Source organism: Dyadobacter sp. CY351, from assembly GCF_021502625.1.
Taxonomy (GTDB): Bacteria; Bacteroidota; Bacteroidia; order Cytophagales; family Spirosomataceae; genus Dyadobacter; species Dyadobacter chenhuakuii.
Genome location: NZ_JAKFFU010000013.1, coordinates 91,090 through 104,530, shown reverse-complemented (window position 1 = coordinate 104,530; position 13,441 = coordinate 91,090). Strand labels below are relative to the sequence as shown.

At 46.3% G+C, this 13,441-nt stretch carries 7 protein-coding genes; 4 read left to right on the top strand and 3 right to left on the bottom strand.

Features of this window, described 5'->3' with window-relative positions; all coding sequences use genetic code 11:
* Window positions 1–7 precede the first annotated feature (7 nt).
* Together treS and L0660_RS22365 are read right to left on the bottom strand one after the other, a co-directional pair.
* The gene (treS, locus tag L0660_RS22370; RefSeq protein ID WP_409013458.1) at window positions 8–3,361 is read right to left on the bottom strand and encodes a maltose alpha-D-glucosyltransferase; all 3,354 of its coding nucleotides are present in this window, start codon (window positions 3,359–3,361) and stop codon (window positions 8–10) included.
* A complete protein-coding gene (locus L0660_RS22365; RefSeq protein WP_235161388.1) occupies window positions 3,354–5,342 on the bottom strand; it encodes an alpha-1,4-glucan--maltose-1-phosphate maltosyltransferase in 1,989 nt (662 codons plus the stop codon). The genes treS and L0660_RS22365 overlap by 8 nt, the downstream gene beginning before the upstream one ends.
* A gap of 294 nt (window positions 5,343–5,636) precedes the next feature.
* Here L0660_RS22365 and L0660_RS22360 point away from each other — a divergent pair, with 294 nt between their 5' ends.
* The 4 genes from L0660_RS22360 to L0660_RS22345 all read left to right on the top strand — a co-directional run bounded on the left by L0660_RS22360 (window position 5,637) and on the right by L0660_RS22345 (window position 11,455).
* Entirely contained in the window at window positions 5,637–6,014 is a 378-nt protein-coding gene (locus tag L0660_RS22360; protein ID WP_233796047.1) for a response regulator, read from the top strand.
* Between the two features lie 74 nt (window positions 6,015–6,088).
* Complete coding sequence (treY, locus tag L0660_RS22355; RefSeq protein ID WP_235161387.1) at window positions 6,089–10,300, top strand: malto-oligosyltrehalose synthase; 4,212 nt, start codon at window positions 6,089–6,091, stop codon at window positions 10,298–10,300.
* Window positions 10,301–10,368: 68 nt separating this feature from the next.
* Complete coding sequence (locus L0660_RS22350; protein WP_235161386.1) at window positions 10,369–10,842, top strand: hypothetical protein; 474 nt, start codon at window positions 10,369–10,371, stop codon at window positions 10,840–10,842.
* Window positions 10,843–10,870: 28 nt separating this feature from the next.
* Window positions 10,871–11,455, top strand: a complete 585-nt coding sequence (locus L0660_RS22345; RefSeq protein WP_235161385.1) for a DUF4202 domain-containing protein — start codon at window positions 10,871–10,873, stop codon at window positions 11,453–11,455.
* A gap of 13 nt (window positions 11,456–11,468) precedes the next feature.
* Here the strand turns inward: L0660_RS22345 and L0660_RS22340 are convergent, their stop codons facing one another.
* Window positions 11,469–13,322 carry a von Willebrand factor type A domain-containing protein gene (locus tag L0660_RS22340; RefSeq protein WP_235161384.1) on the bottom strand — a complete coding sequence of 618 codons (1,854 nt, stop codon included), beginning with the start codon at window positions 13,320–13,322 and terminating at the stop codon, window positions 11,469–11,471.
* Window positions 13,323–13,441 lie beyond the last annotated feature (119 nt).

Here is a 13,441-nt window from a genome sequence, read left to right as displayed (position 1 = left end):
CAAAATTTTAAGCTGTTACCTGAGGTTCGGATTTGTGCATGAGTGACTTTATGCCACTTAACGGCACCATCACCCATGTAGGCCTGTTATTGACCTCATAATTCAGTTCGTAAATGGCCTTCTGCAACAGGAATGTCTGCAACAGCACTTCCAGGTCCTCCTTTTTCTGCGGGATGATCGGGCTGTCCTTAACCGTTTCCAGATATGCTTTCATGAAAAACCCACTCATGTAATGATACCATTGTTCCACAAAAGGAAGCAGTTTCGTAATGTCTTCCTTACGTACCTGATTGTCCAGATGCAAACTGCCATAAGCCGCATAATGGAACGAACGCAACATGCCCGCAACGTCTCTCAATGCGGAGCGTTTCAGCCTTCTTTCACTGTAACTACGCGCTGGTTCGCCCTCAAAGTCAAGAATAATGAAGTCTTTTCCTGTGAATAAGACCTGGCCTAAGTGATAATCACCGTGGATCCGGATCTTGTCCGTGTCAATTTTGCGGCTATATACTTTTTTCAGTTCCGTCAGGATTTCGTCTTTCATTTGTAACACGTCCGCAGCTTCCTGCTGTGCTTCCGGCGTAAGTTTCTTGGTGTTGCGGTTAAGACTCTGGAATGCAACGCGGACAAGTGATTGCAACGAAGAATAAACCGAGCGCTGGTAATGCAGCGAAAATTCTTCTGGTTTGAAATCCGGATTGTTTTTGCCTGATGCCAGCGCCAGGTGCATTTCAGCCGTTCTGGTTCCAAGTAATGCAACCTGTTCCGCTACGGGAACATCCAGCAAGTCCTTCAATGCCTCCGGAATGTCTTCGTAACCCACCGGGTTTGTCAATGTGCCCACAAGTTCGGTAGGCAGCTGTATTTCGCTGGTCGAAAGGATTTTTTCGTTGAAGCTATCCAGTCTGTCCAGCATGTTGCCCCAGGCGTCGGTGCTGTTGACAACCATCTCCTGCATCATACCCAGCACCATGCTGTCGTTCTTGTGTTTCCACTCCACTGCGCCCACAAATGCCGGGATATTTTTGAACTGCGCCTCATGCGTAAGGAAATGAGTGATTTCCATATCAGGATTGATCGCCCGGTCCACTTTTCTATACAGTTTGAAGAAATACTTGCCGTCGAAGGTGATGGAAGTATTGCTCTGCTCTCCTGAAAGCACACGTGGTTTAAACTTGTCATTCTCCTTAATATGCGCAGCTAGATCTGCATTTCCTGTGAAATGGATCTCACTGTTTTTGGCTTTCAGTTTTACATTTTCACCCATATTAACAAGCAAGGCCTGCTGCATTTCCAGTCCGTAAATGGCGTCGAACAGCACGCCTTCCTCTTCGCCACCGATCTTAATCCTGGCGATTACAGCTTGCGGACAGTCCTCCTTCACACGGTTTGAGAATTGCTCTTTGCCATAAGCCACAGGAAGCTGATACATTTCAGGCAGATCATTTTGATAAGCCATTTCAAGCAACAGGATGTAAGCCGGCGGGTTTTGTCCCAACGGGATTGTAGCCTGCGAAACCACCTTAATGCTGTCCAAGCCTTTTCCTTTTCCGCCAAACCACCTCATTTTCATCAGGTAGGAAGGCAGGAATTTGTTTTCCAGCTTTTCAAGAACCTCTGGTTTAAGCAAATCGCTCCAGTCTTTCAGTTCAAGCAGCGGAAGCTCCTCGTTCTGATCAATTTCCGGATGCGTTTTTTGCATTACAAAGGATTGACAAGCATATGCCTCCAATGTGAAGAAATAGGGTGTGTTATCCTTAACCGAAGGGAATTTGTTCTTACTGTATATTTCCACCGGCTGGAAACCTTTATATGCGTCCAGATCCAGCTCCACGGGTTGCGGGAATCGCGACAGGTTCGCGATCACCAGCATAGTTTCGTCTTTGAAAGTTCTGGTGAAAGCCAGCACTTTTGAGTTCTCTGAATTGAGAAACTTAATATCCCCGCGGCTGAATGCATCGTACTTTTTCCGGGTAGCTATAGCCCTTTTCATCCACCACAATAGTGAGGATGAATTACGCTCCTGCAACTCCACATTCACTGATTCATAATGATATTGCGGATCCAGGATCAATGGTAAGTAAAGCCGCTGCGGGTTGGCCTGCGAAAAGCCTGCATTACGGTCGGGGTTCCATTGCATAGGCGTTCTTACTCCATCGCGGTCGCCGAGATAGAAGTTATCGCCCATACCAATTTCATCACCATAGTAAATGATAGGTGTGCCTGGGAATGTGAAAAGCAGCGAGTTAAGCAGCTCAATCTTCTTCCGGCTGTTCTCCATCAAAGGAGCAAGTCTGTGCCTGATTCCCAGGTTGATTCTTGCCTTCGGATCTTTGACATATACTTTATACATATAGTCACGTTCCTCGTCGGTTACCATTTCCAGCGTCAGCTCGTCATGGTTCCGCAGGAATATTCCCCACTGGCAGTTTTCAGGAATTTCAGGCGTTTGGTCAAAGATATCAGTGATAGGATAGCGGTCCTCCATTTGCAGCGACATGAACATGCGCGGCATGATTGGAAAATGATAGTTCATCTGACATTCATCACCGTCGCCAAAATACGCAGCTGAATCTTCCGGCCACATATTCGCTTCCGCCAACAGCAATGTACCCGGATAGCGCTCGTCTACATAAGATCTCAGTTTTTTAAGATACTCATGCGTTTCAGGAAGGTTTTCACAGTTTGTTCCATCCCGTTCAAACAGGTAAGGAACAGCATCCAGACGGAAACCGTCCACACCCATTTCACACCAGAATTCCAGTATTTTCAGGATTTCTTCCTGTACCAGGGGACTGTCGTAGTTCAAATCCGGTTGGTGATGGAAGAAGCGGTGCCAGTAATATTGTTCTGCTTCGCTATCCCACGTCCAGTTGGATTTTTCATAATCCTGGAAAATGATCCGGGCATCCTTGAATTGCTTAGGATCGTCTGTCCAAACATAAAACTCGCGTTCCGGCGACCCTTTCGGTGCTTTTCTTGCACGCTGAAACCAGGGATGCTGATCAGAAGTGTGGTTGATAACCAACTCGGTAATTACCTTCAAGCCGCGCTGATGAGCTTCTTTCAGGAAATCCTGGAACTCCGTCAGATCGCCATAAGATGGGTTGATCGAATAATAATCAGCGATATCGTAACCGTCGTCGCGGAGCGGTGATGGATAAAAAGGCAATAACCAGATGGCCGTTACGCCAAGGTCCTGCAAATAATCAAGTTGCTCCATAAGCCCCTTGAAATCTCCGATCCCGTCGCAGTTGCCGTCTTTAAATGCTTTAATGTGCAATTCATATATAATGGCATCTTTATACCAATGCAGGTTCTTATCAAGTATTCCGTTTTTGTCTTCCATTATTTTATCCATTGAGCGTTTCAATTTTAAATATGTGTGCAGGCATTTCGTATGGGTTCAGTTGAACAAAATTGTATTCTCCCCGCCAGTAATATTTTTCACCGCTAAGCATATCGCTGACCAGGTAAGTCTGATCAGGATGAATGCCGAAGCGATGAATAGGCACCTTAACGTGGGCGCCTTGCGTGTTGAAGACGTCCAGATTCACGGATATCAGCAATGCATTGTTCGACTCTTCGTCCTGCTTGATATAGCTGATCACCATTTCATTGGTGGTCTCCGCAAAATCAATGTTCCAGGTGGATTGCAATGCCGGATTTTCCTTGCGGATCCTGTTAACACGCGTTATGATCTCGCGCGTGCGGCTGTATTGTTTCCAATCCCACTGCTTGATCTCGTATTTTTCATTGTCGGTATATTCCTCCTTTCCCGGATGCGGCTTGTTAACCCCATATTCATACACAGGTCCATATAATCCGTAATTGGATGATAATGTAGCAGCCAGAATCAGACGCATAATGTGCGCATTCTCGCCACCTTCTGCCAGATGATGCGGCAGAATGTCCGGTGTATTCGGCCAGAAATTGGGACGGAAATAGTATTGTTGATCGGTTTTGGTAAGCTCTTCCATATACTTTTCTATTTCCCATTTGCTGTTACGCCATGTGAAATAGGTGTATGACTGGTTAAAACCGATTTTTGCCAACCGTTCCATCACACGCGGCCTGGTGAATGCCTCAGCAAGGAAAATGATTTCGGGGTTTACTTTCCGCACTTCCCCGATCATCCATTCCCAGAATGCAAATGCTTTTGTATGCGGATTATCGATCCTGAAAACTTTAACCCCCTTACCGATCCAGAAGTCAATGACACTTTTCAATTCTATCCAAAGGTTCTGCCAATCCTGTGTTTCGAAGTCGAAAGGCAGGATATCTTCATATCGCTTGGGGGGATTTTCGGCATACTGAACCGTCCCGTCCGGTCTCCATTTAAACCATTGTGGATGTTCTTTCACATAAGGATGATCCGGGGCACATTGATAAGCAATGTCCATAGCAACCTCGATGCCCAGGTTTTTTGCCTCCGAGACCAGCTCCACAAAATCTTCGATTGTGCCCAGCTCCGGATGGATCGCTTTATGCCCGCCAAGCCGGTTACCGATTGCCCAGGGCGAACCCGGATCCGTTTCGGATGGTGTAAGTGAATTGTTCTTTCCTTTCCTTTTCATTTCACCGATCGGGTGAACCGGCGGGAAATAAAGCGTATCAAAACCCATTTTCGAAACCAGCGGCAACAGGTTGATTACGTCTTTGAATGTTCCGTGGGTGTCCGGCAATGCGGAGGCAGATCTTGGGAAAAGCTCATACCAGCTGCTGAAAGCGGCTTTTTTGCGCTCCACTTCCAGTTTGTAAGTATGCTCGTACACCGTGATCCGATCCGTGTAGCGGATCTTTTTCATGGCATCGGCCACCTCGTCACTCACCGACAAATTTACCGCAGCTTCGGGGTTCTGGCCTGTTTTGAGCGCTTCGATCCATTTAGTGAATGCAGGTTTGTCGGTTTCGTCAGCGAGTTGCATCGCTTCTTCAAGCAGTTCTGCGCCTATCAGTATTTCAACCGAAATGTCCTGGTTTGCATCGTATTTTTTAACCAGGCCATTTTTCCATGTTGTAAAATGGTCGATCCAGCCAGTAAAACGATATTCGTAGAAACCCGTTTTTTCTGGTTTCCAGGTTGCTTCCCATTGATCGTTGATAATGTATTTCATGGGAACTTCGTCCCACATTGTTGCTGATTCGTGTTTGTAAATTACGCTTGCCGCTACCACGTCATGGCCATCCCCGATAATGTCTGCCGTCAGAACCACTTTTTCTCCTATGGCTCTTTTAGCAGGAAATCTGCCACTTTCAATCTGGGGAGTAACGTTGGAAATCACGACCCGCTTTCTGCCGTCCTGAATATGCATCGATCCGATTTTTAGTTTTCCGTTCATGAATGCCTGTTGAATCAATCAAAACCATGCCTGGAGAAATGTCCAGAAGCTTATAATTGAGGTCAATAGCCGCTAATATTGCAGTTATTTTCTAGTTTCCGGTTTGGATTAATTTTTGTAATCGCGTAAATTTCAGCGACTTCTCAATTTATACCGCCACAATTTCATCAATTCAAGTTCCGGCCCGACGCAATCTGGCCGTAGATGCTGATTGTATTTAGTTATTTTTTTTTGAGTTTTACACGAATTAGTGTTTATAGCTTATTCAGATCCATAATTTTCCCAGCCGGACCGATGGAGTTTATTTTGATAGACGACAGTGCTTTTGACTTGTTTACGCAAGAAAAGCTGCTTTTAAAGAGTGGTCTTGCGCATGCCGTCAAAGCATTCAGTTCTGCCCAATCTGCCATGGATTTTCTTGAAAATCAAACAGAACATTTTCCAGAAACCATCATTCTGCTCGATATCCAGATGCCCGGCCTGAACGGATTCGAGTTTACCCGGCAATATGCACATCTCCCCGAAAGCCTGAGACGCAGGATCAGGATCTACATGATTTCTTCAACCGTGGACACAGACGACATTGCCAGAGTCCGTTCGAATCCCTACGTAATGCACCTGCTTTCCAAACCGCTGGAAATTCCTGTTTTGAGGGCACTGCTGGGGCAGTAAATTGGGTTGATAGCCCGTAAGTAAATTGGGTGGCACAATATTTAATGCGGATGGAAAAATAACATTCAGCCATTATGAAGAATCCAACAGCTACTTATCGGTTACAATTTCATAAAGATTTTTCCTTTTCAGACTTCGAGAACCAGATATCTTATTTACAGAAACTGGGCGTCCGGACGATTTACGCTTCTCCTATTTTGGCTGCGACAAAGGGCAGCACGCACGGTTACGACGGCATCAGCCCCGAAATCATCAATCCGGAAATAGGAACTATCGAGCAATTAAAAAAAATAAGCGAAACATTGAAGCAACTGGATATAGACTGGTTGCAGGACATTGTTCCCAATCACATGGCATTCCATTCAGAAAATGAGTGGTTAATGGATGTGCTCGAAAAAGGGCAGCAGTCGGAATATGCTTCGTTTTTTGATATTGCCTGGAATAGTAAGTTGTTTCAGGGTAAGTTAATGGTCCCATTTCTGGGCGCTACGCTCGAAGAAGTGATTGAAAATGAGCAGCTAAAACTGGAATATGCCGGAAACAAGCTGGTTATCAATTACGAAGGGGCGACATTTCCATTGAATATCCGTTCTTACATGAACCTGCTCGGCACAGATCAGGAGAATGCTCCTGAGACGATCCAGCAATTGGTCACCCAGCTGAACGAAATTCACGAGGCCGAGGATGCCAAAGTATTTTCGCAGCGTTGGAGTGAGTTTTTGCTTCAACTTTCTTCTCTGATGAAAAACGAAAAGATCAAAGGCTGGATCGATCAGGTCATAGCCTCGGTCAATGCGGATAAGGAGAAACTGACTTCGATTGCCAAAGGGCAGGAATACTTACTTTGCTTCTGGCAGGAAACCGATTCGAAAATTAATTTCCGTAGATTTTTTACTGTAAACGGCCTGATATGCCTTAATATGCAGCGGGATGACGTTTTCGAAAAGTATCACCAATTTATCAGGCAACTTGTAGACGAAGGTATTTTCCAGGGCTTGCGCGTAGACCATATCGACGGGCTTTACGACCCCGCGGGCTATATGGATAAGCTTCGCGAACTCGCAGGCCAGGACACCTATCTTATTGTTGAAAAAATTCTTGAAAAAGATGAGTCCATGCCTGTGCAATGGCCGATTCAAGGCACTTCGGGCTATGAGTTTCTGGCCGATGTGAACAATGTTCTTACCAATGCCGGGGCGGAAGAGCTCTTCTCTGATTTTTACCACGAACTTACCGAAACGGATGACACCATCAGGGAGCAGTTATTGGAAAAAAAGTCTGGAATCCTGAACAACCACATGGGCGGGGAGCTGGATAATCTCTACCAACTGTTTACGGATCTGGAATTGGTCGATCTGCACGAACTGGAAACTGTTGGTAAAGACAATGTTAAAGCAGCCATTGGCGAATTTCTGATCCATTGCCCTATTTACCGTTATTATGGTAAGGAAATGCCTTTATCACAGACTGAAATCGAAGCAGTAAGGGCTGTGTTGACCGAGGTTAAGGAGCATCATCCCGATCTGGCGGACGCAGCAGAAATGCTTGATGAGGCTATTTTGAAGAAAACGGTTGACAATGATGATGCGTATAATGCCAAAGCGCTGGAATTTTATCAGCGCTGGATGCAGTTCTCCGGGCCGCTGATGGCCAAAGGGGGAGAGGATACATTAATGTATACTTATAACCGCTTCATCGGACATAATGATGTGGGAGATTTTCCAGACCGCTTTGGGATGTCGGTAAAGGATTTCCATCACAAAATGCGGGTGCGCCGGAAGGAATGGCCATTATCAATGAACACCACTTCCACGCATGATACGAAGCGGGGTGAGGATGTAAGAGCGAGGCTCAATGTGCTCACCGACCTGCCCGAAGAGTGGATCGCCAAAGTCAACGAATGGCGGAAACTAAATGCCCCGCTGAAAAAGGCGGACGGACCAACGGATAATGACGAGTATCTGATCTATCAGACATTGGTGGGAGCTTATCCGATGCCAGGCGAGGATGCAAGCGACTTTGCCGAACGGTTGGGCGATTATCTAAAAAAAGCACTTCGCGAAGCCAAAACAGATACAACCTGGGCTGAGCCCAATGAGGCCTATGAGAAAAGTACGGAGGAGTTTGCACTTGCCCTGCTCGATCCGCAGTCGCCGTTCTTTCAGGATTTCCAGGAGTATTTAAAAACGATTACCGATGCAGGAATAGTGAATTCCTTGTCGCAGGTGCTGCTGAAATTTACATGTCCGGGCATTCCGGATGTTTACCAGGGAACCGAACTCTGGGATTTGAGTCTTGTGGATCCTGACAATCGCAGGCCGTTTGACTATGAAATCCGCAAAACCTGGTTAAAGGAATTTGAGGATTATGATACCGAAAGACTGCTGGAAAAGTTGTGGGAAACAAGAAATTCGGGGCAGATCAAACTATGGCTTACACACCAGCTTTACAATCTCAGAAAAACCAATCCTGTCCTTTTCTCAGAAGGGGAGTATGTGCCGCTGAAAATCCGCGGTGCCTATAAAGATCATATTCTGGCTTTTGCCCGGAAACATAAAAAAGAATTCCTGGTTGTAGCCATTCCGCTGCACAGTGCAATGCTATGCAAAGAGCAGGGAAAGGCGTTTTTTGACCTCGACTGGAAGGATACGTCCATAGTGCTGCCGGATAATATGGAGGCCGCCTGGACAGAAATGCTCACCGGAAAGGAAGCCAACTATGAAGGGAAACTAACCCCAGCAGAAATATTCAATGGTCTGCCTATTGCGGTTTTGAAAGGGAAGAAGCCCGATAATGAGCGTAAGGCAGGTGTTTTGCTGCATATTACATCCCTTGCTTCCCCATTCGGGATCGGAGACCTTGGATCTGAGGCATATGCATTCGCCGATTTCCTTGCGAAAAGCGGACAGAAATTATGGCAGATTTTGCCTCTTAATCCGGTAGAAGCGGCGCAATCCAATTCGCCATACAGCGCACTTTCCAGCCGCGCGGGAAATCCGCTACTGGTCAGCCCGGAAATGCTGGCGAATGAAGGACTTCTGGAACTGGATAGTCTGACTGAATTTGTGCTTCCGCAGAATGGCAAAGCCGATTACGAGCAGGCAGGGAAATTAAAACATGACTTCCTGTCAAAAGCTTATGAGAAATTCCTTTCGCTGGACATTGCTGAGGCGAAGGAAGCATTTCAGGCTTTTTGTGAAAAAAATGAAGAGTGGCTGGAAGATTTTGCCATTTATATTGCCCTCAAACAAAAGCACGATGGCAAGCCCTGGTATACGTGGCCGGAAGAGTTCAGAAAGCGTGACGCAAATGCGCTGGCCGGAATTGACCGGGATAAAATTGAATTTATCAAGTGGCAGCAATACATTTTTGATAAGCAGTGGAAAGAGCTGAAATCCTATTGTAATGAACAGGATATCAAACTCCTGGGTGACATTCCTTTCTATGTAAGCTATGATTCGGCGGACGTTTGGGCCAACCCTGAGCTTTTCTGCGTGGACGAAGAGGGCAAGATCACCGGCATTGCAGGCGTGCCGCCTGACGCATTCTCGGATGACGGGCAGCTGTGGGGAATGCCTGTATTCAACTGGGGTGCGGTGAAAAAGCAAGATTACAAATGGTGGGTGGACCGCCTGGCCAAAAACATTGAAATGTTTGACATTGTGCGACTGGATCATTTCCGTGCATTTGCCGACTATTGGGAAGTTCCGGGTGATGAAAAAACAGCCGTAAATGGAGAATGGAAGCTGGGCCCTGACGAGGAATTTTTCAAAAAGATAGAATCCGCACTAGGGGATTTGCCTTTTGTCGCGGAGGATCTGGGAGAAATTAGTCCGGAGGTTTATAAACTGCGGGACAAATTCAAGCTGCCGGGGATGAAAGTGCTGCAATTTGCTTTTGGTGAAAACTTGGCGCAGTCGGATCACATTCCGCACAATTTCAACGCTAATTTTTATGCCTACACGGGCACGCATGATAACAACACCACATTAGGCTGGTTTAAGGCGGCGAAGGACGATGATATCAAAGAGCTGATCGGGCAATACGTTGGTTATGAGGTAACAGAAGAAAACATTTGTGATGTATTGGCGCGTCTTACTTATTCCTCAGTGGCAAAAGCGGCCATACTGCCTTTGCAGGACGTGCTGCGGCTGGATGAGACTGCAATTATGAACATTCCCGGCTCCAACGAGAATAACTGGTCATGGCGGCTTACACCAGGCCAGATCACAGACGAGCACCAACAGTATTTGCTGAACCTGACAACCATGTATAACCGGGACTAGGTTCAGGAAAATGATTGTGAATGTTGTGTTGTGGCTATATTTGTGAAATACAGCAATCAGGTGTTTCTATGTATTTAAAAAAAGCGGTTTTCTCAATCCTTGTTGGGTTTTGTTTGATCAATTTCAGCAGCTGCAAAAGCGGAGCGGATAGTCCTGCGGATGCGGCTGCATTGCTCACGGAGGTGAAACAGTGGCAAATCGATGAGATCGCGGTCAATGACGCGGTTACTTTCAAGGACGGAAAAATGACCAAGCAATTTGGCGGAATTGATTTCGAGCGCTATATGGAAATGGTTGAGCTTCGTAAGGACGGCACATTTTCGGGTGTATTTAAGGGTGATACCAAACCATTTATCCTGAAATGGAGGCAAACTGACAAAAACCTGACAGTAGGAGCCGCTGATGGAAATGTGAAGGGTGGTGAATGGACCATTGATCCAAAAGACGCAAGCAATGAGTTTTTTACCATGAAAACGCAGAGCACCGCTTACGATTACCCAAGAATGACCCGGATTTCACTGAAATTTAAAGCTGTAAAGTAGACCCACCACCTCTGAAACACATTTTGAAATGACAAACCTGGAAAAAGCATTCACGCTTTTTGACGATTATAACCGTAATGCCCCCGAACATCTGACCTATGACGGAACTGGTTATCCGTCAGAATATTTTTATGCGCTGAAATTGCATGAATGGGTTACGAAACTGGACCCCGAAGCGAGCGAAAGCCTGTTACTCGCATCCCGCGCACAGCATATCGGGCGCTGGGAAATCGCACGCAGCAGTTATCCGGAGGGTAGGGTAGGTTATCTCAAATGGCGCACTGACTTATCTAAATTTCACGCTGCAAAGGCAGCAGAAATACTGGAATCCGTCGGTTATGAGGATGAAATCATCCAGCGCGTGAAGCAGATCATCCGCAAGCAGCGCATCAAAGACGATGAGGAAGTGCAAACCATGGAGAATGCACTGTGCCTTGTTTTCCTGCAATTCCAATACGACGACCTGATCGCGAAAACCAGCGAGGAAAAAATGGTCAATATTTTACAGAAAACCTGGGCAAAAATGAGTGATCAGGGAAGAAATATGGCGCTTTCTCTCCATTATAGTGATGAAGGAAAGCGCCTTATAGGCCTTGCATTAGGCGCCGCCTGATGCAAGGTCATAATTAATCCCGCCTGACAACCTCTTTCCTGCCGTCCAGTGCTTCTGCAGTTTTTACCAGTTGGATAAATTCCGCGCGATAGCCTTCCTCATCCTTTCCAAGTGCCGTTTTCGCACGGGCAAGCACATCTTTATAATCAGCCTTCCCCTTAAATTCAGAGTTGCGCAGTAACAAGCCAAACTCCGCCACTGCGCTGGCAAACCGGAGATTTTCAGAACAGGAAGCAAAGGGTTTGGAAGCATTTTTGACAGGCAGGTCGAACAGTGTGCTTACTTCCGAATCGGGCTTTTTGTAGCGGATCTTCAATGTTAGCATTTCATCCGTCTTGCCTATCTCCGAAGCATCCGTTTTCTGATATTTCAGCGGGTCGTTTTTAGCGAGATAATGGCTTTCGGAGCCTGCTGGAACGATTTCATACAATGCTGTTACCGTGTGTCCCGAGCCCATTTCGCCTGCGTCCTTTTTGTCGTCATGAAACTCTTCGTTTTTAAGCGCGCGATTTTCGTAACCAATCAGCCGGTAAGCTTTTACATGCCTTGGATTAAATTCTATCTGGATTTTAACATCCTTAGCAACCGTGAACAACGTCCCACCGAATTCCTGGATAAATTCTTTCCTGGCTTCCTGAATGTTGTCGATGTAAGCGTAGTTTCCGTTGCCCTTATCAGCCAGGGTTTCAATGTGGCTGTCTTTGTAATTTCCCATTCCAAATCCCATAATGCTTAGAAAAATGCCCTCTTTGCGTTTTTCTTCGATAAGCCGCTGCAATGCTGCTTCACTGGAAACACCCACATTAAAATCGCCATCCGTTGCCAGGATAACCCGGTTATTGCCATTTTTCAGGAAGTTATCTTTTGCAAGTTTGTAGGCCAGTTCAATGCCTTCGCCGCCAGCCGTTGATCCTCCCGCTTCAAGTCCGTCGAGCGCTTCCTTGATGGTCATTTTCTCGCTTCCGGATGTAGGTTTCAAAATCTCACCGGCCGCGCCAGCGTATACTACAATCGAAACTTTATCCTGCGGCCGCAGCTGGTCAACGAGTAGCTTGAAAGCTTGTTTCAAAAGGGGAAGCTTGTTCTGGTCCGACATGGAACCGGACACGTCGATAAGAAAAACGAGGTTGGAGGCAGGCAGCTCTTTCATGGGAATATGCTTCGCCTGCAAGCCGATATGCAGCAGTTTAAGACCCGGATTCCATGGCGACTCGGTCATTTCGGTCGAAACAGCGATGGGATGAGCCCCGGATGGACCCACATACTCGTAATCAAAATAGTTGATCATTTCTTCGATCCGCACCGCGTCTACGGGAGGCATCTGGCCTGAATTCAGGAACCGGCGTGTGTTACTATATGAAGCCCTGTCCACATCAACCGAGAATGCGGTGACGGGCGTTTGGGATGCAATCTGGAAGCCGTTTTCATTAACCGGATTATAATTTTCCGTTTCCAGGGGCTGGTGGCGCTGGGCAGGCACTGCGAAGGTGGCCGTGCTCATTTCCATATTGGCAACAATGCCGGTAACCTTATGCTTAGGATAACGGCTTTTGGTCAAAACATCCGTCAAGTCCGTTTTGCCGGTTGCAAAGGTTATGTTCACAACATTTGAAGTCCCTAATGTTACTTTTTTGGATGTATAGCCGGGTATTACAAACGTAAGCGAGGCAGCATAAGCCGGAACCTGAATTTCATATCTTCCTAGCGAATCGGTTTTAGTGTGCGGCAATGTTTTTTCCACCATAACCATGACATCTGCCAGTGGTATTCCGTTTTCATTCGTTACAACTCCGGAAATCTTCCTGGTCTGGAGCATTGAAAATGCACTCAGGGCGGCAATGAGGAGCAATACAATTTTGATTTTCATGGCTAATAGATTTTGTTTATCAGCTGGATGCACGCACCAGGACGATTCCATAAAAGTTTTTCAGTTTTTTTTATGGAATTTTAAAAAAGCTGCATCTAAGGGTTAACAAACGGAGGTCA